The 23,021-nt window shown below is 63.7% G+C and carries 19 protein-coding genes; 11 read left to right on the top strand and 8 right to left on the bottom strand.

Annotated elements, in window-relative coordinates; genetic code table 11:
* Together AQY21_RS01355 and AQY21_RS01350 are read right to left on the bottom strand one after the other, a co-directional pair.
* A partial coding sequence (locus AQY21_RS01355) for a transposase (RefSeq protein ID WP_203416322.1) occupies positions 1-249 on the bottom strand: 249 nt, incomplete at its 3' end.
* 194 nt (positions 250-443) lie between these two features.
* Positions 444-1,361, bottom strand: coding sequence for a class I SAM-dependent methyltransferase (locus AQY21_RS01350; protein WP_152988050.1), 918 nt, complete (start codon positions 1,359-1,361; stop codon positions 444-446).
* 755 nt (positions 1,362-2,116) lie between these two features.
* Here AQY21_RS01350 and AQY21_RS01345 point away from each other — a divergent pair.
* Positions 2,117-3,235, top strand: a complete 1,119-nt coding sequence (locus AQY21_RS01345; RefSeq protein WP_152988049.1) for a hypothetical protein — start codon at positions 2,117-2,119, stop codon at positions 3,233-3,235.
* A gap of 187 nt (positions 3,236-3,422) precedes the next feature.
* Here AQY21_RS01345 and AQY21_RS01340 read toward each other — a convergent pair whose 3' ends face one another.
* From AQY21_RS01340 to AQY21_RS01320, 6 genes are all read right to left on the bottom strand, one after another.
* On the bottom strand, positions 3,423-5,858 hold the full coding sequence (locus AQY21_RS01340) for a hypothetical protein (RefSeq protein ID WP_152988048.1): 2,436 nt from the start codon (positions 5,856-5,858) through the stop codon (positions 3,423-3,425).
* 392 nt (positions 5,859-6,250) lie between these two features.
* Positions 6,251-6,529, bottom strand: a complete 279-nt coding sequence (locus AQY21_RS27375) for an SH3 domain-containing protein (protein WP_082657900.1) — start codon at positions 6,527-6,529, stop codon at positions 6,251-6,253.
* A 263-nt stretch (positions 6,530-6,792) separates the two neighbouring features.
* On the bottom strand, positions 6,793-8,418 hold the full coding sequence (locus AQY21_RS01335) for an SDR family oxidoreductase (RefSeq protein WP_058096100.1): 1,626 nt from the start codon (positions 8,416-8,418) through the stop codon (positions 6,793-6,795).
* A complete protein-coding gene (locus tag AQY21_RS01330) occupies positions 8,415-8,867 on the bottom strand; it encodes a thiol-disulfide oxidoreductase DCC family protein (protein ID WP_058096099.1) in 453 nt (150 codons plus the stop codon). The genes AQY21_RS01335 and AQY21_RS01330 overlap by 4 nt, the downstream gene beginning before the upstream one ends.
* 239 nt (positions 8,868-9,106) lie before the next feature.
* Positions 9,107-11,128: an ATP-binding protein gene (locus AQY21_RS01325; RefSeq protein WP_203416321.1), complete on the bottom strand. Its 2,022-nt coding sequence runs from the start codon at positions 11,126-11,128 to the stop codon at positions 9,107-9,109.
* A 550-nt stretch (positions 11,129-11,678) separates the two neighbouring features.
* Positions 11,679-12,527, bottom strand: coding sequence for an AraC family transcriptional regulator (locus AQY21_RS01320; RefSeq protein WP_203416320.1), 849 nt, complete (start codon positions 12,525-12,527; stop codon positions 11,679-11,681).
* Positions 12,528-12,755: 228 nt separating this feature from the next.
* On the opposite strand from AQY21_RS01320, the gene AQY21_RS01315 reads away from it, so the two are divergent.
* The 10 genes from AQY21_RS01315 (at position 12,756) to AQY21_RS01270 (ending at position 22,898) form a co-directional block, all read left to right on the top strand.
* Complete coding sequence (locus AQY21_RS01315; RefSeq protein ID WP_058096096.1) at positions 12,756-13,712, top strand: SDR family NAD(P)-dependent oxidoreductase; 957 nt, start codon at positions 12,756-12,758, stop codon at positions 13,710-13,712.
* Positions 13,713-13,745: 33 nt separating this feature from the next.
* Positions 13,746-14,795, top strand: a complete 1,050-nt coding sequence (locus AQY21_RS01310) for an NAD(P)-dependent alcohol dehydrogenase (protein WP_058096095.1) — start codon at positions 13,746-13,748, stop codon at positions 14,793-14,795.
* Positions 14,796-15,073: 278 nt separating this feature from the next.
* A complete protein-coding gene (locus tag AQY21_RS01305; RefSeq protein ID WP_369807742.1) occupies positions 15,074-15,478 on the top strand; it encodes a CHAT domain-containing protein in 405 nt (134 codons plus the stop codon).
* A gap of 130 nt (positions 15,479-15,608) precedes the next feature.
* Complete coding sequence (locus AQY21_RS01300) at positions 15,609-16,817, top strand: M20 aminoacylase family protein (protein WP_058096093.1); 1,209 nt, start codon at positions 15,609-15,611, stop codon at positions 16,815-16,817.
* A 23-nt stretch (positions 16,818-16,840) separates the two neighbouring features.
* Positions 16,841-17,623, top strand: coding sequence for an ABC transporter substrate-binding protein (locus AQY21_RS01295; RefSeq protein ID WP_058096092.1), 783 nt, complete (start codon positions 16,841-16,843; stop codon positions 17,621-17,623).
* Between the two features lie 92 nt (positions 17,624-17,715).
* Positions 17,716-18,405, top strand: a complete 690-nt coding sequence (locus tag AQY21_RS01290) for an ABC transporter permease (protein WP_058096091.1) — start codon at positions 17,716-17,718, stop codon at positions 18,403-18,405.
* Positions 18,402-19,127 carry an ABC transporter permease gene (locus AQY21_RS01285; RefSeq protein WP_058096090.1) on the top strand — a complete coding sequence of 242 codons (726 nt, stop codon included), beginning with the start codon at positions 18,402-18,404 and terminating at the stop codon, positions 19,125-19,127. Before AQY21_RS01290 ends, AQY21_RS01285 begins: the two co-directional genes overlap by 4 nt.
* A gap of 23 nt (positions 19,128-19,150) precedes the next feature.
* Positions 19,151-19,942: an ABC transporter ATP-binding protein gene (locus AQY21_RS01280; protein ID WP_058096104.1), complete on the top strand. Its 792-nt coding sequence runs from the start codon at positions 19,151-19,153 to the stop codon at positions 19,940-19,942.
* A 575-nt stretch (positions 19,943-20,517) separates the two neighbouring features.
* Positions 20,518-21,471, top strand: coding sequence for a LysR substrate-binding domain-containing protein (locus AQY21_RS01275; RefSeq protein ID WP_058096089.1), 954 nt, complete (start codon positions 20,518-20,520; stop codon positions 21,469-21,471).
* A 785-nt stretch (positions 21,472-22,256) separates the two neighbouring features.
* The gene (locus tag AQY21_RS01270) at positions 22,257-22,898 is read left to right on the top strand and encodes a PQQ-binding-like beta-propeller repeat protein (protein ID WP_058096088.1); all 642 of its coding nucleotides are present in this window, start codon (positions 22,257-22,259) and stop codon (positions 22,896-22,898) included.
* Positions 22,899-23,021: the final 123 nt, after the last annotated feature.

Below are 23,021 nucleotides of genomic sequence, written 5' to 3'. Positions count from 1 at the left end.
AAACAGCGTTTCCGGAGACGCCGAAATCACGCCCTTCTTCTTTAGTTGGTGCCGCCAGGCATAGATTTGCTGCCGCGTCACATCGTGCCGCTGTGCAACCTGCGTCACCGTCGCCCCGTCCACGCCGACCGACAAAACGATCTCGAGCTTCTCCTCGTCGCTCCACCGCCGCCGCCGCTCCAGTCCAAGAATATCGCCCCGCATCCCCACACCCGCATAAGACACGTCATTAACGACGTCACTATGCACGTGCCTTAATCCATCAGCCCAAACTCAGGCAGACGGTAACAATCGGGCCGTTACCCTGAACGGCCGCTTCGAGGAAAGGCGCACAATGGGCGACCGGCTGCTTTGGGCCGCCGTCCCGCCTTAGGTTGCAGAGTTTGGACACAATTCTCTATGACTCTTGAGTCTTTGCTCAGCAATCGAAGTGTCGACGGTCCTCAACCTTCCCGCCTGATCAAAACCGAGATGGCGTAGTTCGGCATCGCGCTCACCCGGCTGTTCTTGGAGCGCACAACAATGCCATCAGCCGGCTCATCATATGGGATTGCCCTAATCGATTCTACGCGGAACGATGTGCCTTTCAGCCAGTCAGAATAGTCGAGGCGCATGTCATGAGCGACACGATCGATATCGATCGCACCGGCCCGAGCCACGATATGAAGGACGCCCCTTGGCCGCAGGCGTTCGCCTGCAATGGCGAGCGCTCTGTCCTCAACCAACGTGCGGTGGTCCGCGTCACTTTTGATCTCGAAGTGTCGCGCGATCTCTGTCGCGCTCCGTGCCTTGTGGACACCGCTGAACCACAAGGTCAGTGCATCTAGCGGTCCCACCGTGTCGAGAACCCGCTCAATCTCGGAGTCTCGAACGACGACATCCGATTGAAACAGCGTGATGCCGTCCGACCCGATTTGTACGGAGCCGTGATAGGTCGAAACGTATCTACCGCTTGCCAGAACCTCGTCGCGCCCCCGCCAGATGTTCGAACGCGGCACGTGAACCGCCAACAGGCTTGCGGCTGCCTCGAGACAGTCGGGGTTCTCGTCGATCCCAATAAGATGGGCTGCCGCAGGGAAGGCCCTGCGAAGAGCTGCAAGGCCATGCCCTTGACCACAGCCGACATCGAGCAACGCTCGTATGTCGCCCGCCTGGGCCGCATGCTCGGAGAGAATGTCGTAGACCCCCTGCGCTTGATAGGCAGATGCGTTGCTGGCCCATTCCTCGGCGTAGATAGTTCGGGCGATCGCGAGCATTTCACCCTCGGGCGCATCGAAGACGCGCTGGTGACAATCGCGGTATCGCTTGCCGTTGCCGCATCCGCAGGGATCATCGGGATTAAGATGTTGTTCGGGCTTCATAGCGCAAGTATAGGTTCGGTCCAGACCTGCGGCAATCTGTGACTATATATGATGCGTAAATAGCGCAGGCCACGATTGACACTGAGGCGCGCTCAAACGCCTCTGCCGAACGGTTGATAGATATCCTGGACGCGGTTTTGAGCGTTTCGGTCACAGCTTGAAATTGCCCTCGGGCGGATACTGCGGCGATGCAGCGAATTTCTGCATTGTCGCAACCCCAAATTTTTGGACGAGCTTTTTGCTTCGCGGCCAACGAACGTCCGCTTTCGGGAAGCCGCAATGCAGCTGCGCCGGCGGGTTGATCGTCCGATGGTGCCCAATGCTGCACAGCCCCTTCGACGACCGCTTCCGGGGACTCCGCCATGCAGCAACGCGCGGCGCCGACCGTCCGCTATGGGCCGCGCTCGCCTGCCCAGGGAAGCGGGACGGTTGAGGGCGCCAACCTACCGGTTTCCGTGCCGCAGCATATTGCTCGGAGCCCATCGCCGACACTCAGGGATTTCGCAGCAGGGCCGCGCGTGATGCAGGTGCGGCTTCGGAGCGGCCCCTGCTTTCCGCTGCGCCTGCAAGGGCTGCTACATGCTGCGGTCTGCATGAATGTCTCTGGCTGGGCTCTGAGCAACCTGTCGCACCACAGTAGCGATCCCCACTAATATGGCCAAAGATCGCTGGAGTGTGTGGATCTTGACAGTCGTTGTCGCCAACCTTCCAACAGGCTACCCGTTGTCGAGACTGCGACGAGAAGGCTGACAGCGATGACGACCATCGGAAGAAAAGAACTTTACGAGCGCGTCTGGCAAACCCCCATGGTCAGGTTGTCAAAGGAGTATGGCATCTCAGATCAGGGACTTGCGAAAATCTGCAAACGCCATGCGATTCCGGTGCCCCCGCGCGGCCACTGGATCAGGAAAGAGACTGGAAAGCCGGTAATGCAGGTACCGCTGCCAGACCTGCCCGAGGGGGTGTCCGAGCACATCAGGATCGAGGCGGCTTCAAAATCTCTGGTGCAGGCCATGGCAGCTAAAAAGCAGGAGAAGACCGCTCGCGCAGACCTCAAAGAGGTCTCTGTTCCTGACGATTTGCGCAGCCTTCATCCCATCGTCGCGGGCTGGATCGCCGAGCACAATAAAGCTCAGGCCGCGCGTCTTGCAGAAATTCGTGCGACGCGGAAGGATTCTTGGTGGAAGCCATCCCCGATCCGCGACCTGACGGAACGCGATCTCTATCGGTTCCGGATCACCAGCGCCCTATTCAAGGGTGTCGTCGCCAACGGCGGCAAGGCAATTGAGGGGCAGATCGGCGGAGCTATCGTGATCGAATTCGCGGGCGAGCGGATCAAGCTCGCGGTTGCCGAGAAGATGCGGCAGTTGCTCAAGAGCCGCAGCGAGGAGGATAAGGCCTGGACAGCCTATCCCGACTTGCACAACAGCGCGCTTCATCCGACCGGATTCTTGCGCGTCACGATTGACACCTATTACGGCGGCACATTCCGCAAGGAGTGGGTTGAGACGGGACAGAAGAAGGGCGCAGCCTTCCTACCCGAAGTTCTGGCTGGCCTTAAAGTCATCGGCGATGCGCTGGTGGTGCGCAGGCGTGAAGCGCAGGAGGAAGAGCGTCGCCGGGAAGAGCGACGTATGCAGGAAGCCGAACGCCAGCGCCTTCTGAAGCTCGAAGCCGAGCGCTGGGATCACTTCAGGAAATGGGCGTCAGACTGGGAAGAGGCACAACGCCTACGCGCCTTCCTGGCAGCCGTCCAGGCCACGCCTCTGAAAGACGAGATCGATGGCATGCCCGCCGAGGACTGGCTCAACTGGCTGCGGTGGCGGATCGACAAGCTTGACCCGCTGGCCTCATCGCTGGAGGATGGTGGTTAGCAGCAAATGTTGTTCGCAGGAAACGATACGATATCCCCGCCCCTCGTAGCGGATCCGGCTGTGATCTCGCTGCAGTGTGCCCGGACGGCTGCTCCGTCAACACCACGGCGCAGCATCCCCCAAGGGCCGAGCGGCGGCTAAGGGCCGTCTCATGCGAACCAGTCGGAGCTGCTGCTCACCGACCCATCTAGCCCCGGACATCGAGCTGTCTTCCGTAGCGCATTTCAATCAATTCCTCATCTGAGAGGTCGAGGTAGCCTTTCTGGGTCGCAGCGGCGAACTCCAATAGGCTCCAAGGGCCGGTCTTTGCCGTGGCACCCGGGTCGGGCATCCTCCCCAACCTCCGCTCCATCCCGTCCGGGTCGAACAGATCGGCCCCGGTGATCACGATGACGGGCGAGGCGGGGTTTCCATCCGTGCGTGGACGTGCCCATCCCCATTGGCAAAGATCAGCGAGTCGTCCCTTTTCCTCATCCGACAGCACGCTCTTCAGGCAAGCTGCAATGAGATAGGCTCCGGGCAGCCATTCGCCGAGGCGGCGAAGGCGGTCGACGTCGGCCTGCTTGAAGGCGTCTTCAGCAAAGCCTTTGCACTCTCCGACCAGCAAGTTCGGCCCGGCGAGACGACGCCCTCCAATGTCCCGGTCATGCCAAGCGAAAAGATCCGTCTCAAGCCGCTCGCCGTCCCTCGTCAAATCGAGGGCCGTGGTGAAGGTCATCGCTGGCGCCATACCGAATGCCTGGCGCAGAAAGTTCAGCGTCAACAAGCAGGTGTAGGATCCACCGGCGAGATTTGGGACAGCGTAGGGGCCGACAACGCGGTATCGCCAAGCGGTCCTCGGTGGCAGTTGGCCCTGAGGGAAGGAAAAGACGGAGAGGCACCGCTCGCAAGTGACCTGCGCGCCAACTTGGTCAAGGTCATACCAGTTCCATTTCCCGCAGTGGTCGCATTGGGCCGATAGGCCGAGCCGGAGCGCTCCGATATCGACGAAAGGTTGCAGCGTTGCAGGCCGACCCCAACGCGCCCCGATGGCCCGCAACATGGGCTGTAGCTGATCGACGGTAGCGGTCCGAAAAGGCACGTCCTCGACCTCGCCGTCCCCGATTTCCCGTCGACTGTGCGCCATACGGTCGAACTGGCGCAGGACTGCCTCGTGGCCGATGATGCGGCTCTGGTTAAGGCCGCCCAAGGTGACCAGCATGCTGTGGGCCACCCGCCCGGCATCGGACGGCGCGGCCTCGATCCCCTGCGCGGTTAGCCACGCCTTGACGACATTGCGCATGAAGGGCAGCCGGATCGAGTGACCACCTTGGTTGTAGGAATGGAAGGTAAGCCATCCTTCGCGCGTTGGGCGCTGGTCCATCATCTCGGACTGGGGAGGATAGGCCCGGCTGCGCCCCACCGCAGCGGACGGCATCGCATCCGCCCGATCATCGTTGGAACCGTAGAACCGGTGGCTGATCGTGTTGACCCAACCGGCGTTAAGGCTGCGCGTCTGGCGCAGGTAGGGCGGCGCGATGTGGGGCACCCGTACAGCCCACCGGTCGTCCAGCGGGACCTCAACATCCCGACGCTCTGCCGAAAGGCGCGAAGGTTCAGGACGGCTGAACAGATCCAGATCATCCAGCTGCCAGATCGGGTCGTACCACGTCTTAGTCGTGTAACTGCGATCAGGAAGGCCGGCTTCCGACAAACGCAAGACGTCGATGGTTGCCGGGTCGAGTGACCGGCCGAGCTGGATCGTTGTGTGGGTCATCACCCCGTGGGCGTTCAACGGTCGGTATTTCCGACGGATGAGGGCGACAACGAGATCGCGCGAATCTTCGAGCCAGTGGACGTTTACCGGTACGACGTCCCGCCGGAACAGGCGCAAATTCCAGAAGTCGATTACATCAGGGCCGCTGAGTGGGTCGAAGATAAAAATTGTCTCATCCCACGACCTCTGGAAGAAGCGTTCCGTCCCGTGGAGAGTGACGTCGAACGGACACATCGCCTCCTGCCGTTCCATGACCGCCCAGGTCTCGACTTCTGGAGGAACGGATCGTGCATCGAAAGCGCGCTCATATGTCCCCTCAACCCCCGCGAAGTCAGTGCGGTCCGGGAACATCCCGTAGGCCATCTCGAAGAAGGCCCGTCCGACCTTGTCCCCGCCCTCGAAGCGCAGCAGCGTCCGCGGGGTCCGTCGTTCGAACTGGAATTCCTTCCGGTGAAGATACGCGTAGACGTGGTCCATCGTCACACCAACGTCCCTCATCGAATGCCTGGCTCCCTCGACCAGCTTGAACGCTCCATGCCCCAAATTCGGATGACGCTCGTAGCGATCACCAGCGTTCGGATCGACGCGATCAAGCTGGCCTGCACAGGTCTCCACCAGCAGGTCCGGCTCAAAGTACCTCAGCAGGCCGCGCGTCAACTCATTCGGATCGGGATTGGGGCGGTTGACCTCGCACCAAGCCGGCGGAAGGGCGTCCATAACCGGGATCATCGGACAGGCGATGCCGCCCCATTGGCAGGTCGCGACCCTTGCGACCTCAGAAAGTGCTTGCCTATCTACTGGATTTACGAGGAAGCCGATCCGAATGGGGCGAAGGCTGACTTCGAGAGTTGCGGTGCTGATCGTCATTTTCCATTCGCCTTGAGCACGTCCTCTTTTATGGAACTGCCCGCCAAACACCGGTGTCCCCGATCTGCAGGCGCCGTCCGATTGCCGATGAGCACACATCTTCGGCGTCGGGTCGTCGAACCTTGGCTAAACCTACGGTGGGCTTCAGGTCCTTGTCTACGCCCTGCGCCTTGCCCTGCTTCCGCAAATCGCGGCGGCCTTAGCCTCAAATCTATCGCGCCACTCCCGGCGTGTCTCGGAAGGCTTTCACGGCGGTGGTAGGCTTCTCGTCCGCCGCGCTGATAGCCACGGCACAGAAATGCTGCGCCAATGATCGGACGGCTGCTCCCGGGAAAGCGGATCTGCAGCATTTGCGCTCCACGGCTGTCCGCTAAGGGCCGACCATGTTGCTGTCAGCGATGCGCCAGATAGTCCGCTGAAACATAGCCCGAGATACTAGGCCTGTCGGTGAGTGAGACTCTGCACCAGACCTTACCGTTATTCGTGACGCAGTTCTGACGGGTGAGGCGCGTTCCGTCAGGCAGGCCGATGATGATGTTATGGTCAAGGCCGGGGCCTTCGCGAAGCTTCAGGAGATCGTCTGGCCCGACGCCCTTGACCACTGCACCAGAACCGACCGCACATCCGGTAGCGATCATGAGAGCGAGAAGAGCAGCAAAATGAGTTCGCATTGCCTGACCTGAATCGTTTTGCCATCACTACGACACCATCACGCTGAATGACAGCAGGCAGGTGCCAGGCGCGGATGAAAGGCTTGCAAAAGACCAGCCATCTAGGGCCCGCTTCGTCCCATGGAGCAGCGATTCTGGTCAGGATTTCGCCGTGGCGCCAGTCGAGCGGCAGCTTCGGAGAATGCGGCCACGCAGCATGGGGTGCGTCCGACGAGCGGTTCTGGGCCGAGGTACGCTTGTCTCCGCCCCCCGGTCAGTCCACGTCATTTGCTTGTCGGATGAACGTAAGCGGCCACTCGACTGCCGGTTACCTCCTCGAGGGATCCCCGATAGTGGACGAGCAGCACTTCGGTCACTGGCGCGAGGATCTTCACGTCGAAGTGGAATCGGCCATCGCGGACATGCTCCTGCGCCACCGAGCCGGGCAACAACCAGCGCGGCAACGGCAGTGGGCCAAGCCATCCCGACATCACCGGATAGTGCAGGGTCTCCTCCTGCGCCTTGAGGCCGAGCAGGAAGGTGAAGGGGCCGAAGCTCTCGGTCATGCCCCGCGCCGAGGACGCCAGGTGTGAGCGGAAGACGCGCGTTCCGAACCGCCGCTGCCAGGTTTCGCCTTTCGGCGTGACGGTCTTCGTCACCTCGACCGGCATGCCTTCGCCGGTCGGCGGAAAGCCGAAGAGACGGCCGAGAAGGCGGCTCCAGGGGCCCCCGCCACGCCGGACGGAGGCATGGCCCCGCCAATGGCTGACATCCGTCGTCTGATGGGTCGCGCGGATCGGGGCCGGAAGGGTTTCGAACGCCGGGCCGAGCACCCGCGGGAAGAGCGGGACGACCGGCTCGCAGGCGCGCTCGGTCCGCACCTTCAGGTCGGACATAGCGGCCTCGGCCTCCTCCTGCGTGATGGCCTCCAATGCCGGGCGGGCCCCCGCCGGCAAGGTGTTGCGCCGCAGCAAGGCGCGGGTGGCGATGGCGGGAATGAAGGGGCCATCGCCGTCCTCCACCAGCAAGTGCCACCAGCGGCGCTCCTGCCCGGCGATCACCATGACCGACATGCTGCCGCGCCCGCTGCCGAAGGAGGCCAGAAGATCGGCCGCCAGCTTGAAGGTCCGCACCACCGGCCGGTTGACCGGGATCGGCAGACACCGGCGCAGGGCGGCAAAACCGGCCAGCCCGTAACGCATCGCCGCCAGTTCCAGACCGGCGCGAAACTCCACCGTATTCGCCCCGAAATGCGCCGGGAAAAGCGCCAGATCCGGCACCTCGATCTGCCAGCCCTGCCGAACCAGCCCACCCGGCAGCCGGTATCGGCGCGGCCCGGACCAGCCGGTCGCGCGGCGCCATCTGCCCCCGCGCCAGACCGGCATCGGTCGCCCGACCTGCGACAGGATCGAGGTCATCACGGAAAGGCCGCGCGGGCTGCGGTTGCCGGGCAGGATCGCCGTCTCGATCACCTGCGGCGCCTCGGACCCGGTCAGGGCGCGCACCGCCGCGCTGGACAGCGCCGGAACCGAGGACAGTCCCGACAGGACGCATGACCCGGCGGCCCGCGCCTCGGTATCCAGGGAGGTGATCCCCGCGCAGAATGTCGCGTTGTCGCACAGATCGAGGTAATGCAGGCCCCCGGCAATCGCGGCCCGGGCAAGGGCATAGGGATCCTCGCCATAGGCATGGAACGGGCCGGCGGCATCGACCACGGCCTGGTGGCCGGCCAGCAGGTGCAGGTCCGTTTGCCGGTCCATCCGCAACGCCGCGCAGCCCAGCCGGTCCGCCAGAGCCTGCGCCTTGGCAAGATCGCGCCCGGCAATGGTGACCTCGTGCCCGTCGCGGACCAGCAGCCGGGCGAGGCGTTCGCCGAAGACGCCATAGCCCCCGAGGATCAGGACCCTCACCGCAGCAGCAGCCTGCGCTGGAAGGCCGGGTCCGGCAGGGCGCACATGTCGGCGCGGCCGAACAGTGCATAGCGGTTGCGTGCGAAGCGCCGGTAGAGCCAGTTGCGCACCGGCCGGGGGAAGATCCGCAGCACGCCGGCCATCCGGGTCCATCCGCCCAGGCGGCGGCCGGCCTGAAGCACGGCGTCGCAATCGACATGCGCCACCCCGCCATCGATGAACAGCCAGCTCGAGGGATCCTCCCGCTCCAGCCCGTAATGGCGCAGCAGGGCCGCGCCCAGGGGACTCTGGATCGGGCAGATGCGCACCGTTCCGGTGCGGTCGAGCCGGTGGATCATCCGCGCGCCCCAACTGCACAGGGCGCATTCGGCATCCATCACCGCGACGGGCTGGAGATCGTCGAAATCCGGCACCGCCGGGTCCTCGCGGAAGGAAAAGGGTTCAGCCATGACACCGGATCATCCGGCAAACCCCGGCGCGGCGCAATCCAAAGCTGCCGGGCATCGCGTGGCCTTCGCGCTGGTTGCGAACTGACAGCGAATGCCGGCGGCCGCCTATTGGGGCAGGAAGTTTGTCGCGTTGTATCCCAACGGCCGTTTCCGGGAATGCTGCTTAGCAGCGCGCCGCAGCCTATCCGGCCGTAAAGAGCCGTCGACTTGACCTGCCAATACGTCCGGCGATGGCCGATCTACTCCGGGCTGAAGAAGCTCTTGCCAGAAATCCCAGCACGGTCGAAGAAGGCTTGGTTTCGCCCACGGGCGTCGCTGAGCAGGGAGTCCCAGCCAATCAACTCGATGGAGCCGCGGAAACCGTCGCGGGGCAGATAAATGCGCCCTCGTCCATCGGCCGTTCGCTGCCACGAGAAGGTCCACTCATCGAGCTTGCCGACGATATCAGCGACAATGAAGCAGTAGAATATCGTGTTCTGGTCGAGTTTGATGGGTCGCCCTTTGACGTCCCGCATATTACCAGCCTGCAACCGCCGCACATAGCGCTCAACCTGTAAGGCGGGATTTTCATTGTCGGCGTAACTCGAGCGCCCAGGCCGCTTGAACTCGACTAGTAAGACCTTCGAGGGCTCCTCGACCTGACGCAAGCCATGGACATGATCGAAGATCAGGACATCGGGCCGCTCGTCACTTTCAATCGCGTCCGACAAGACCGAGAACTCCTCGTCGGAGCTGAAGTACTGCGAGAACGTCAGTCGCTCATCGACGATCCAGAGGTCGTGCGATGCGGCGGCCTCGACCTTGCGGCTGCCATCCTCCAGGGTGTTGACGCGCAACGGGCAGATGAAGGAGTGCAGGACATCTTCGCGCTGGTAGGCGCTGTCGCGCGTGTCGTCGCGAACCTTCTCCAAAAGGATTTCGATGAAATCCAGCACCACCTTGCGACGCACGACATACTCAGCAAGGCTGCGCTGTTCGGAATCCTCCAGCGCCTTGCCCGCTTCGGCGATCGCCCCCGAGAACGATGACACGTCGGCCGCGCCGTCCTTGAGCCGGGTCAAGACCGTACGGATCTTTTCGGCTTGGCGCTGATCGCGACGGAAACGCTCGCGCGAGAGATGGCCGTAGATCGCGTCGCCATTCAGTTCGCCAGAAGGCAGCTTAGACTGCAGTTCGGCGGTGTTACCGAACGCCACCGAAGGGTAGGTCTCGGTGATCTCCTCGATCTTGATGCGCTGCTCACCACTTAGCTTGGACAACGGCTCAGCGAGGAACGCCTCGATATGATCGGTACAGACGTCGTTAATGATTCGCTCAAGCACGGCGTCTTCGAACATGAATGCTGTCCGCTCCTGGTTGACGTTTTGATCCAGAAATTCACCGGTCAGGATGGCATGGAAAACACGATCGTTGTCCTCGCCAAAATACTTAAGCCCCAGCTTGCCATCGATGCTCTGGGAGTGGACCGTGCGGTCGTGGGCGATGAAGTGCACGAAGTGCGACCCCTTCAGGTCGGCGCTGGCGACCTTGTCGCATTCCATCAGGGTAAGGAAGAGCGTACCGTATGCTTCGGTCTCAAGCCTCAGAGCCGTCTGCTTGCGATGGACGATTTTGTCGATGTCAGCGGGAAAGTGACGGGTTTCGTCGCCGACCAGCACTGTGACCTGGGGACACCGGCCGCTGATGAAGGTCGGCAGAAAATGAGAGGTCAGGTGCTGGAAGACGAAACTGTCGCGACCGGGGAACTTGTTGAAATAAGCGTTGTCGCGTAGCCCGGTAAACTTGACGTGGAACGAAGTTTCGCGGCCGGGGGCCGCGGCCTCGATGACGTGGTTCTGGATCTGGTCCTCGTTGGCCAACACGAACGCGAAGCGCCGCTCTTTGCGCACGCCGTCTTCGTCATCGAAGACGCTCATAACCTGGGTTTGCCGAAAGCAATCGAGCCAAAGTAGCCGTCCAACACCCTTGCCGCCGATCAGAATCTTGTTGTCGCTGTCGGTAGTGGTAAACGACTCCCAATTCCGCTCATCGAGGCCGATGCCGTTGTCCTCGACCGTAGCCCAAACGTTCTCCTTCTTGCGATCGGTGCCGACCGTGACGACGATGCGCCCCTTGGACGTTACGTCATGGCCGAACTTGGCCTGCACTGAGTGGATCGAGTTGCTAATCGCCTCGAAAAGGGGCTGCATGGCCGTCGCAACATTCGATGGCTTGGGCAGCCGATCTATGCGTTTGACCAGATTGGGACGCAGCGAAGTCATTGCGCGACAGCCCCATAGCGCCGGACGCGCATACACTTAGCCCTCATATCCGCGATCAAGGTGGATGTCTCCGATTCTCTTTTGATGCGCCGATCATACCTGCGAAGAAAATGATTGCGATGGAAAAAGCCGAACCGGCATTTCGCTGCATCGAAAAAACAAGATCAGCTTTGGGGGCTTAGCTCCGCCCCACGCCCTTCGGGCACAAAACCTTAACCCCATGCTTATCAGAAGTGAACCAGCCTGAAGGAGTATCAGTCCAAAGCAGACACTAGCCTCTACCGCGGCGATCAGCAGAAAGTTCCGTATCACTACCATGATGACCGGGAACTTGCTGCGGAACCTGTTGAGTGTCCGCTTCCGGGAATGCCGCCGCGCAGCAAGGACAGCACTTGACCGACCGCAATGGGCCGAGCCTCCCGCGGCACGCACACCATGGCCCGGCGCGGTCCGAGTCAGTCGTTACCTCGACCCTAGATACACCCACAGACCGATCGCCCCTCGCCATCACCGCTCATGCGACGCCACTGACATCATCGGCGCCGACTCCCTAACTGCGCAGGCGCGCGGCGTCGCGGAACGGGGGTGTGCCGAACATGCGGGCATATTCGCGGCTGAACTGCGAGGCGCTTTCATAGCCGACCGAATGGGCGGTGCGCGCGGTATTGCCCGTCATGATCATCAGGCGCCGCGCCTCCTGCAGCCGCAGCGTCTTTTGGTACTGTAGCGGGCTCATCGCGGCCGCCGTCCTGAAATGGCGGTGAAACGAGGCGGGGCTCATCCCGGCGATCTCGGCAAGGGTCTCGACGCGGATCGTTTCGTTGAAATGCGCCCGGATCCAGTCGATCGCCTGCCTGACCTGCGACAGCTGGCTGTCGTCGCGGGCGATCTGGCGCAACACGCCGCCCTGCGGACCCTGCATCACCCGATAGAGGATCTCGCGTTCCAGCATCGGCGCCAGGACCGGAATGTCCCTCGGCGTGTCGAGCAGCGCCAGCATCCGAAACCACGGATCGACCAGTTGCGGCGTCACCGGACTGATCCCGAAACCGGCCGTCTGCCCATCGGCAGGCATTGCGCCATCGCTCAGCAGCGAGGCGATGACATCGCGGTTCAGGCGCAGGCTGACGCAGATATAGGGCTGTGCATCGCTGGCCTCGATGATCTGGCCGGAAACCGGCAGGTCGAGCGAGGTGACGAAATAGGATAGCGGATCGTAGCGCAGCACCCGGTCGCCGACCATCACCTGCTTGGCCCCTTGCAGAACAAGGCACAGCATCGGCTCATACATGGTCGATGTCGGGCAAGTCACCGAGGGCGCGACGAACAGCGAAACGCCGGGTATCGCGCCTGCGCCGCCGGGCATGGCGACGTGACGCCCGGCCAGGCTGCGCATCATGGTCAGTTGCTGCTGCATGTCTGCCAGACTGGCCCAATCCCTGCGCCACCGCAATGCAGCTCGGGCAGTCATCCCGCCGATTTGAGAGGAATGGGCAAAAGTTCGACATGATCCGGCGCGGCCTGCCCGGGCAGGATCACCAGATCATCGTCACCGGGCGCCCACGGGGCATCGCGATCCTTGCCGTTTCCCGCGTCCGGCATTTCAACCCATCAAGGAGGCAAACCAATGTCCCCATCATTTGGAGCGGAAGCGACCGCGGATGAGGTGCTGGCGGGCGTGGACCTGTTCGGCAAGCGCATTCTCGTCACCGGCGTGTCGGCGGGTCTGGGTGTCGAGACGGCGGGGGCGCTGGTGGCGCATGGCGCTGATGTGGTCGGCGCGGCGCGAAACCCAGACAAGGCCCATGCCGCAACCGAGGCGGTGCAGACCGCAGCAAGGCAAGGCGGTGGCGGTCTGGACCTGATCACGCTGGATCTGGCTTCGCTGACCAGTGTGCGGACGGCCGCGGAGGCTCTGCTGGGCGACGGCCGTTCCTTCGATGTCATCATCGCGAATGCCGGTGTGATGGCCACGCCTCAGGGTCGAACCGCCGACGGTTTCGAGACGCAGTTCGGCACCAACCACCTGGGGCATTTCGTCCTGATCAACCGAATCGCGCCGCTGCTGAAGCCGGGCGGGCGGGTGGTGAACCTGTCCTCGGCGGGCCACCACGCTGCCGATGTCGATCTGGACGATCCGAATTTCGACCGGCTGCCCTATGATCCCTTCCTGGCCTATGGCCGGTCCAAGACCGCCAACATCCTCTTCGCCGTCGAATTCGACCGCCGTCACGGGGACAGGGGTGTGCGCGCCACCGCCGTGCATCCGGGCGTCATCCGGACCGAGCTTGTCCGGCACATGAGCGACGAGGCGACGGAAGCACTGATGACCTCGCTTGCGGCGCGTCAGGCCAAGGGAGAGGCAGCCTTCGCCCTGAAGACCATCCCGCAGGGCGCAGCCACATCGGTCTGGGCCGCCATCGTGGCCGATGCCGGTGCGATCGGCGGCCATTATTGCCTCGACTGCCATGTCGCGGGGATCGACGACGAGACGGCGCAGGGCGTCCGCAGCTATGCGCTCGACCCCGACAACGCCAGGGCGCTGTGGGCGAAAAGCCAAGAGATGACCGGCAAACGGTTCTGACCGCCCAGGCCACAAACCCAAGAAGGAGTTCCCATGAAAACCATCGGATATGCGGCGACCAGCCCCAACCTGCCGCTTGCCCGGCACGACATCGAGCGCCGCGAGTTGCGAGACAACGATGTCGGGATCGAGATCCTGCATTGCGGCGTCTGCCATTCGGACCTGCACCAGGCCCGGAACGACTGGGGCGGCACGATCTATCCCGTGGTGCCCGGCCATGAGATCGTCGCCAGGGTCACCGGGGTCGGCAGCGCCGTCACCCGCTACAACGCGGGCGATACGGTCGCGGTCGGCTGCATCGTCGACAGCTGCGGCACCTGCGACCAGTGCCTGAAGCATGAAGAGCAGATGTGCCGCGAAGGCGTGACCCAGACCTATAACGACCGTGACCGGATCACCGGCGAGGTCACCTATGGCGGCTATTCCAGGCATATCGTCGTGCGCGAGGAATTCGTGCTGGCGGTCCCGAAGGGGCTGGACATCGCCCGCGCCGCGCCGCTGCTTTGCGCGGGGATCACGACCTGGTCGCCGCTGCGCACCTGGAATGTCGGGCCGGGCAGCCGGGTCGGTGTCGTCGGCCTCGGCGGGCTTGGCCACATGGCGGTCAAGCTGGCCGTCGGGTTGGGCGCCGAGGTGACGGTGATCAGCCGCACCGACGCCAAGACGGCCGACGCGCTGGCCCTTGGCGCCGACCGCGTGCTGGCCTCGGGCGACGCGGCGGCGATGGCGGGGGCGGCCAGTTCCTTCGACCTGATCATCGACACCATCCCCGTGCGCCACGACCTGTCGCCCTATCTGCCGCTTCTCGACGTGGATGCGACGCTGGTGATCGTCGGCCAGCTTGGCATGGTCGACGAACACAGCACGCTGCCGCTGCTGATGGGTCGCCGCCGCATCTCGGGCTCGCCCATCGGCGGGATCGCCGAGACGCAGGAAATGCTGAACTTCTGCGCGAGGATGAACATCCTGTCGGATTGCGAGATGATCGCCATTCAGGACATCAACACCGCGTTCGAGCGGATGGAGCGCGCCGATGTGCGCTATCGCTTCGTCATCGACATGGCATCGCTGGAAGCAGCCTGACACGTCACGCGGGGCGCGCGCGCGCGCGCATTGCGCGCCCCGTGGCATGTTGGACCGGCTGGCCGCGATCAAGCGCACAATCCCCCAGCGGCCTCAACGGCGGCGAGATACATCCTGTTCCGCCTGGACCGGCCAGAGGAGGCCAAGGGGCATCATGATGGCATCGTCACCACCCTGGACAGCACGCGCGGCGGCGAACATCCCCGGACCTGGGGCATGCGGCTGGAACGCGACTATGCTTGCGGCATTGACTTGCTCGAGGGCGAACGGCGACGCTCTTGCAGCGCCATCCTTTCAGGTCTGACCGAGGGCGAGTCGGTGCTGGGTTTCCTCGGTGTCCCCTTGCGCTCATCCCGGCGGATGGCAAGTTTGCCGGAGACGAAGAGCGGCGCAAGCTCCATGACATGACGGTCGGCCGGTTCAAGACCAGTTTCGCCGATGTCAGGCGCCTTTTCGTCGTGCCGGATGGCATCATCCACCTAGTCCCCTTTGACGGCTTGCTGGATGGCGACGGGCGCGCCGGGATCGAGACACGCGACGTGCGGATCCCGCGCAATGCGCGCTCGATCCCGGCCGCGGATCGCGATAGTCTTGCGGAACCTGGCCGGATGCTGCTGGTCGGCGATGTCGACCGGCAACGCGCTTGTGGGCCCCCCACTTGGTGCAATGCTGGTGACGGCTGATGCAGTTTCATCGTGCCGGCCCGACAACCATTGGTTATACCCATAAGAGAGTTTTGTCTCCTTCTCAGCATCTCCGCTGCACTATGGTGTCGGACAGACCCATGCCGGGTCGGCGACGAGAGGGGGGAGGATGGACAAGGCCATATTGCCGGATATCGGCAAGATCAGCGGCGAGGCGGTTCATATCCGCCGGCGCATCCATGCCAATCCCGAGCTTGGCTTTGAGGAGGCCGCCACCGGCGATCTGGTGGCGGGGCTGCTGGCGAGATGGGGCTATGACGTGACCCGGATGGCGGGCACCGGGGTCGTCGGGCGGCTGCGCAATGGCGCGGGCCGCTCGCTTGGCCTGCGCGCCGACATGGATGCCCTGCCGATCCAGGAGGCCACGAACCTTGCCTGGCGCAGCGCGGTCCCGGGCCGGATGCATGCATGCGGCCACGATGGCCACACGGCCATGCTGCTGGCGGCCGCGCGCCACCTTGCGGAAAGCCGCAATTTCGCCGGCACGCTGAACCTGATCTTCCAGCCGGCCGAGGAGGGGCTGGGGGGTGCTGCGCGCATGCTGGCAGAGGGGCTGTTCGACCGGTTCCCCTGCGAGGCGGTCTTTGCGATGCACAACCTGCCCGGCTTGCCCACGGGTCAACTGGCGTTTCGCGCCGGCCCGACCATGGCCTCGGCCGACAGCGCCCGCATCCGGGTGCATGGACTGGGCGGCCATGGCGCCACCCCGCATGCGGCAATCGATTCCGTGGTCGTGGGGGCCGCCATCGTCTCGGCGCTGCAATCCGTCGTGGCGCGCAATGTCGACCCGCAGGAGGCGGCGGTCATTACCGTGGGCAAATTGCATGCCGGCGACACCGCCAACGTCATCCCCCAGACGGCCGAGATGGAACTGACCATCCGCTGTCTTTCGCCCGATCTGCGGGACATGCTGGAAGGCCGCATCCGCCGGCTGGCCGAGGCTCAGGCGGAAAGCTTTGGCGCCCGCGCGATGGTAGACTATGTCCGCAGCCATCCGGTGCTGGTCAACCACCCGGCCGAGACGGCCATCGCCCGCCGGGTGGCCGAGGACTGGTTGGGCCCGGTCGCCATCGTTTCCGACCTCCGCCCAACCATGGCCAGCGAGGATTTCGCCCTGATGCTGGAGCATTGCCCCGGCTCCTACATCCATATCGGCAATGGGGTAAGCAGCGCGCCGCTGCACAATCCACATTATGACTTCAACGACGCGGCCTTGGCCGCGGGCGCGAGCTATTGGGTCAAGCTGACGGAACAGTTTCTGGCGCCGGGCGCGGCGGCGGAAACGACAAGCGTCCAGAGGGACAACTGCCAAGCCTGAGATCATCACGACAGGGAAACATCATGCTCAACACCATCAGGATTTCGCTTCTTGCCCTGCTTTGCGCGGGCGCTGCCCAGGCCGAGGACCGCACCGGCCAGACCATCCGGCTGGGCGTCGATCCAACCTATCCGCCGCTGGAATACAAGCAGCCCGACGGCTCGCTGACCGGCTTCGGCATCGAGATCACCGAGGCGATCTGCGCGGAACTGCGTGCCAATTGCATCTGGGTCGAAAGCGGCTGGGACGGCATCATCCCCTCGCTCCAGGCGCGCAAGTTCGATGTCATCGCCTCGTCCATGACCATCACCGAGAAACGGGCCGAGCAGATCGCCTTCTCGGACAAATATTCCAACGCGCCTTCGCGCCTGGTGGCGCGCAAGGGCTCGGGGCTGGAACCGACGGCCGCTTCGCTGCGCGGCAAGCGGATCGGGGTGCAGCAGGGATCGTCCCAGGAAACCTTCGCGCGCGCGGCCTGGATGCCCGAGGGGGTCGAGATCGTCTCCTACCAGACCCAGGACCAGATCTATGCCGACCTGATCAGCGGCCGGCTGGATGCCTCGCTTCAGGCCTCGATCCAGGCCAGCGAAGGCTTTCTGAAAAAGCCCGAAGGTGCCGGTTTCGAGTTCGCCGGCCCCGACATGAACAACCCGGCCTATTTCGGCGTCGGCTCCGGCTATGGCTTCCGCAAGGATGATGCCGCGCTGCGCGAGGACTGGAACAAGGCCTTCGCGGCGATCCGTGCCGATGGCACCTATCGCAAGATCAACGACAAGTATTTCGATTTCGACGTCTATGGCGACTGAGCCCGGCCGGTTGCGCCCGGTCCCCGCCCCATGAGGGTGGGGCGGGCATCCCGCGCGATCCGCGCGACAAGCCGGTCACGGAGGGAGGGAACATGTTCCTGAACGGTTACGGCCCGCTGGTGCTGGCGGGGCTGATGATGACGCTGAAGCTGGCGCTGCTGGCGATGATCGGGGCCTTCCTGCTGGGGCTTGTCGGCGCGGGCTGCAAGCTGTCGCGCAGCCGCGGGCTGCGGGCGCTGGGGGCGGGCTATACCACGCTGATCCGCAGCGTGCCCGACCTGGTGATGATGCTGCTTCTGTTCTACAGCCTGCAGATCTGGCTGAACCGGCTGACCGACGCGCTGGGCTGGGCGCAGATCGACATCGATCCGTTTTCGGCCGGGGTGATCACCCTGGCGGTGATCTATGGCGCCTATTTCACCGAGACCTTCCGCGGCGCCTTCGCGGCGGTGCATCGCGGCCAGATCGAGGCGGCGCTGGCCTATGGCATGCCGCCCTGGACGCTGTTCCGCCGGGTGCTGTTCCCGCAGATGATGCGCCACGCCCTGCCGGGCATCGGCAACAACTGGCAGGTGATGATCAAGGCCACGGCCCTGGTGTCGCTGATCGGGCTGAACGATCTGATCAAGGCGACGCAGGATGCCGGGAAAGGCTCGGGGCAGTTCTTCTATTTCAGCATCCTCAGCGCCCTGATCTTTCTAGCCCTGGCGACGGTCATCAACCTGGCCGTCCTGCTGCTCGAGCGGCACTTCTCGGCCGGAACCCGGAGGCATGCCGCATGATCGAGATCCTGCAGGAATACGGGAAAGCCTATCTCTGGACCGACGGTTACAAGATCACCGGCGTGGCGATGACGCTGTGGCTGCTGATCGCCTCGCTGGTCCTGGGCTTCGTGCTGGCGGTGCCGCTGTCGGTGGCGCGCGCCTCGGCCAATCCCTGGCTGCGCATCCCGGTCTGGCTGTTCACCTATGTTTTCCGCGGCACGCCGCTCTATGTGCAACTGCTAATTCTCTATAGCGGCGTCTACAGCCTGTCCTTCGTGCAGTCCCAACCTCTGCTGAACAGCTTTTTCCGCGAGGGGATCAACTGCGCCATCCTGGCCTTCGGCATCTGCTCCTGCGCCTATACGACCGAGATCTTTGCCGGCGCCATCCGCGCCGTGCCGCCGGGCGAGGTCGAGGCGGCGCGCGTCTTTGGCATGACCGGCTTTGGCGTCTATCGCCGAATCGTCCTGCCAAGCGCGTTGCGCCGCGCCTTGCCCGCCTATGGCAACGAGGTGATCCTGGTGCTGCACGCCACCTCGATCGCCTTCACCGCGACGGTGCCGGACATTCTCAAGATCGCCCGCGACGTGAACTCGGCCACCTATGCGCCTTTCAGCGCCTTCGGTATCGCGGCGGTTCTCTATGCCGCCATCGCCTTCACCCTGGTCTGGCTGTTCCGCCGCATCGAGGCGCGGCTGCTGGCCTTTCAGCGCCCCCGGTCGGCAGGCCGCAGCGCATGACCCGCCATTTCCCCGAGGAAACCATGTCTCATCCCAAACCCGACCCGCAATCCCCCCTCGCCGTCCGGGTCGAGGATCTGCACAAGCGTTACGGTCCGCTGGAAGTGCTCAAGGGCGTCGACCTGATCGCGCGCGAGGGCGAGGTGGTGTCGATGATCGGCGCTTCGGGTTCGGGAAAAAGTACCTTCCTGCGCTGCATCAACCTGCTGGAGCTGCCCAGCCGGGGCCGGATCGCCGAGGCGGGCGAGGAGCTGGCGTTGCGTCCCGGCCGCGACGGTGACCTGCATGCCGCCGACCCGCGCCAGTTGCGGCGTATCCGGACCTCGCTGTCGATGGTGTTCCAGAGCTTCAACCTGTGGCAGCATATGACGGTGATGCAGAACATCGTCGAGGCCCCGGTGCACGTGCTGGGCCTGAGCCGCGCCGAAGCGCGCGACAAGGCCGAGGCGCTGCTGCATAAGGTCGGGCTTTACGACAAGCGCGACCAGTATCCCGCCCATCTGTCGGGTGGGCAACAGCAGCGCATCGCCATTGCCCGGGCGCTGTGCATGGAGCCGCGGGTGCTGCTGTTCGACGAGCCGACCTCGGCGCTCGATCCGGAACTGGTGGGCGAGGTGCTGAAGGTGATCCGCAACCTTGCCGAGGAGGGCCGCACGATGATCCTGGTCACGCACGAGATGAAATTCGCCCGCGACGTGTCGAGCCAGATAATCTTTCTGCACAACGGCCTGGTCGAAGAGCGCGGCAGCCCAGCACAGGTCTTTGGCGATCCGCAAAGCGAACGCTGCCGGCAGTTCCTGTCGCGCACCCACTAGCCTTGCCCGCGCCGGCATGATCGGGCCGCGGCAGCTTGCCAGCTTTTGATTGCGTCTGCCGGCGAAGGTTTCGTCCCGCCCGCTCAGCCCTTTTTCGATATATCTCTGAAACCGTGTCGGAAGCGCCGATGGCAATGGCGCTGACATGATCCATATTCCGAGAATCACGATCAGCACCGTGACGGAAGCCAAAGCGGCCCAGGGCTCCACCAAAACGCTTTAGATGGCCGCCCAGGCGCGATTGCCGAATTCGGCTATAACGGAATTCTGCGCTGGCGGCGGTCTACGTGATCGTACGTCGGTCCAATCCGCCATTCGCTATAGCTCAGTTCGCCAAAAACAATTTTCCCCGATCTCCTGGTTCCCCCCATGCTTGATGTGGAAAGGGAGAAGCTATGAGCAATTTCGATTTGGTCCTCACGGGACGTGTGGTCGATGCAGACCGCGTCCGTGACAATGGTTGCTGTCGGCTTCATGCCCATGTGATGGCGCTCGAAGAACCTAGTGGGCGTGACTGTTGAACGCGAGACATGAATTTTTTATGCTGATAACCAAAAGTTATCTCCTGGACGATTATGAAACTTCATCAACTTGAAGCCCTGGTGGCAAGCGCCGACGCCGGCAGCATCCGGGCAGCCGCGCGCATGCTCGGTCTTTCCCAACCCGCCGTTACCCGGGCGCTGCGCGAACTGGAGAGCGAGCAAAAGCTGCAACTGCTTCAACGCTCGCCGACTGGCCTGAAGTTCACGGAGCATGGCATCGCGCTTCTGACCCACGCGCGTCTCATTCTCAACCAGATGAGACAAGCGGAGAGCCAGATGAGCATCCGGCGGGGAGAAATCGAGGGGCGGCTTTGCGTCGGCGTTACGCCCTGGCTTTCCCTGACATTGCTGCCCGAAGTCGTGACATCATTCCGCAAGCGGATGCCGAACGTCCGGCTCGAACTGTTCGACAGCTTCGTGATGATCACTCAGCCGCTCCTGCGGGATGGCTATATGGATCTTGCCATCGGCCAAGCCTCGCCGGCCATGTCTCCGCAGGAGTTCCTGATCGAGCCGCTGATCCGGTATGAGACCGCCGTGATGGTGCGTCGCGGGCATCCTCGCGAGGCCTGCCGGTCGATTCATGATCTGCTGGACCAGGACTGGCTCTTGAACTACGCCGCGGACGGGCGCGATGGTCTCATGCAGGAAGTGTTCTGGAAGCATGGAGCACAGATAGATGAGCGGCGGATTGTCGTAGCGCACTCAGTCATGATGTCGCAGATGTTGGTGGAACAGGCCGATATGTGCACCTGGATTCCCAAGGTGCTGACAATGGTCCAGCCCTTTGTGGATCGCACCGTCCTGCTTGAACTCGACGAGGTTTTCGCCCCTCGCGATCTGAGCCTGATCGCGCGACGCAACGGTCCCTTGGGATCAGCCGTTCTGTGCTTTATCGACTGCCTGACCTATGCAATCAATCGTCGCTACAGGTCGGGAAAAATCGAAGATCGCCGGATCTTTGAAACCGTGGAACTTCTGAAATAGCGATGGCTTGATGTAAGAGAGGGTGGCCTGCCCCATCAGGGAGATCCACCGGCCAGGTTAGGCACTGGGCTTCGGCAACGGTGCCGTTCCCGTCAAGCGTTTTCGCTCAACAGAGTTGGTCCGCCAAGATGATGCTTCGGTCCGTCGTCAGCACGGCGCGGCTGCCACATGATGCTGGCTCGCTGCAATTTCGGTGTACCCATCTCACTTGCGTGCTCGTCCGCGCGGGCGGCAGCAGTCAGAGTCTCGGCATCACCGGAACCACGTTGCTCTGGGACCTCGGATGCCCGCGCCGGGCGGGCCGGCGGCGGTGCGGCCAGTCGGATCAGCCGATCTTGGACGCAGCGTCAGGCTGGAATGCCGCACGATCGCGCCACATGCGGTGCAGGATGACTGCGATCCGGCGGGCGAGCCGCCGCCATCGGCGCGCTTGTTGCTTCTGCGCTCTGCGACCCGCGCCGCCCATGCTCTCAGCATGACGGCCGCTGCTTGGCAGAGCTCGCCGGCGCAGGCCGACGTCACCCGTCGGAGTGATGTCGCGCTCGCCAGATAGCTGCCGGGACGGCGTGAGCCCTACTCAAGGACCGACCTTTCTCGAAGAGGTGAAGCGCGCCGGGTCATCCACCGCCGATTGACAGACAAGGGATCGGAACGCTGCTGATTGTCGGCGCCGAAAGCGGGCCGCTCCAGGCGGCGATGGTCGACCCGGAATTGCGCGGAGCGTGCCGGGTTTCCCGACAGGCTTGTTACTCCCGGCGCCCGTGCCGATGCGCTAGGATGGCCCCATGAAACGCATGGCCGAAATCATCCGCGAATACGGCCCCTTTCCGGGGATCGAGGAGGTGCATGGCGTCAGTTTCGACGGAAGGCAGGTCTGGTTCGCCAGCGGCGAGCGGCTGAACGCGCTGGACCCCGACAGCGGCGAGCTGCTGGGCGCGCTGGAGATTCCCGCCGATGCCGGCACGGCCTTCGACGGCCGGCATCTGTTCCAGATCGCCGGGCCGGTCATCCGCAGGATCGACCCGGAGAGCGGCGCGGTTCTGGCGACCATTCCCGCGCCCGAGGGCGGCAATTCCGGGCTGGCCTGGGCCGAGGGYTCGCTYTGGGTCGGCCAGCATCGCGGGCGCCGCATCCASCAGGTCGATCCCGAAACCGGCGAGGTGCTGCGCAGCCTCGAATCCAACCGTTTCGTCACCGGCGTCACCTGGGCCGACGGCGCGCTCTGGCACGGCACCTGGCAGGGCGAGGAAAGCGACATCCGCCGCATCGACCCCGCCACCGGCGCGGTGCTGGAGCGGCTGGAGATGCCGGCGGGCACCGGGGTCTCGGGGCTGGAATCCGACGGCGGCGCGCGGTTCTTCTGCGGCGGCGGCAGCAGCGGCACGCTGAGGGTGGTTCTGCGCAAGGCGGATCAGGACGCGACTTAGGGCCTCCGGGCATTGGGGCTCCTGGCGGCGGACCTGACAGCGGGGGCCTCGGTCGGCTATGCTGTCGGGGTCCTTTCCACCAGCCACCGGGAGGCAGCGATGAGCGACGAACACGCGGGCAAG

The sequence above is a fragment of the Paracoccus sp. MKU1 genome (assembly GCF_001447385.1).
GTDB lineage: Bacteria > Pseudomonadota > Alphaproteobacteria > Rhodobacterales > Rhodobacteraceae > Paracoccus.
The sequence above is the reverse complement of the archived record's forward strand: the minus strand, read 5'-3'. Positions and strand labels throughout refer to the sequence as shown.

What these genes read in the sequence shown, in the direction of transcription:
- AQY21_RS01350 (WP_152988050.1), bottom strand. Translation starts at nt 1,361, where the DNA reads ATGAAGCCCGAACAACATCTTAATCCCGATGATCCCTGCGGATGCGGC.
- AQY21_RS01345 (WP_152988049.1), top strand. Translation starts at nt 2,117, where the DNA reads ATGACGACCATCGGAAGAAAAGAACTTTACGAGCGCGTCTGGCAAACC.
- AQY21_RS01340 (WP_152988048.1), bottom strand. Translation starts at nt 5,858, where the DNA reads ATGACGATCAGCACCGCAACTCTCGAAGTCAGCCTTCGCCCCATTCGG.
- AQY21_RS27375 (WP_082657900.1), bottom strand. Translation starts at nt 6,529, where the DNA reads ATGCGAACTCATTTTGCTGCTCTTCTCGCTCTCATGATCGCTACCGGA.
- AQY21_RS01330 (WP_058096099.1), bottom strand. Translation starts at nt 8,867, where the DNA reads ATGGCTGAACCCTTTTCCTTCCGCGAGGACCCGGCGGTGCCGGATTTC.
- AQY21_RS01325 (WP_203416321.1), bottom strand. Translation starts at nt 11,128, where the DNA reads ATGACTTCGCTGCGTCCCAATCTGGTCAAACGCATAGATCGGCTGCCC.
- AQY21_RS01320 (WP_203416320.1), bottom strand. Translation starts at nt 12,527, where the DNA reads ATGATGCGCAGCCTGGCCGGGCGTCACGTCGCCATGCCCGGCGGCGCA.
- AQY21_RS01315 (WP_058096096.1), top strand. Translation starts at nt 12,756, where the DNA reads ATGTCCCCATCATTTGGAGCGGAAGCGACCGCGGATGAGGTGCTGGCG.
- AQY21_RS01310 (WP_058096095.1), top strand. Translation starts at nt 13,746, where the DNA reads ATGAAAACCATCGGATATGCGGCGACCAGCCCCAACCTGCCGCTTGCC.
- AQY21_RS01300 (WP_058096093.1), top strand. Translation starts at nt 15,609, where the DNA reads ATGGACAAGGCCATATTGCCGGATATCGGCAAGATCAGCGGCGAGGCG.
- AQY21_RS01295 (WP_058096092.1), top strand. Translation starts at nt 16,841, where the DNA reads ATGCTCAACACCATCAGGATTTCGCTTCTTGCCCTGCTTTGCGCGGGC.
- AQY21_RS01290 (WP_058096091.1), top strand. Translation starts at nt 17,716, where the DNA reads ATGTTCCTGAACGGTTACGGCCCGCTGGTGCTGGCGGGGCTGATGATG.
- AQY21_RS01285 (WP_058096090.1), top strand. Translation starts at nt 18,402, where the DNA reads ATGATCGAGATCCTGCAGGAATACGGGAAAGCCTATCTCTGGACCGAC.
- AQY21_RS01280 (WP_058096104.1), top strand. Translation starts at nt 19,151, where the DNA reads ATGTCTCATCCCAAACCCGACCCGCAATCCCCCCTCGCCGTCCGGGTC.
- AQY21_RS01275 (WP_058096089.1), top strand. Translation starts at nt 20,518, where the DNA reads ATGAAACTTCATCAACTTGAAGCCCTGGTGGCAAGCGCCGACGCCGGC.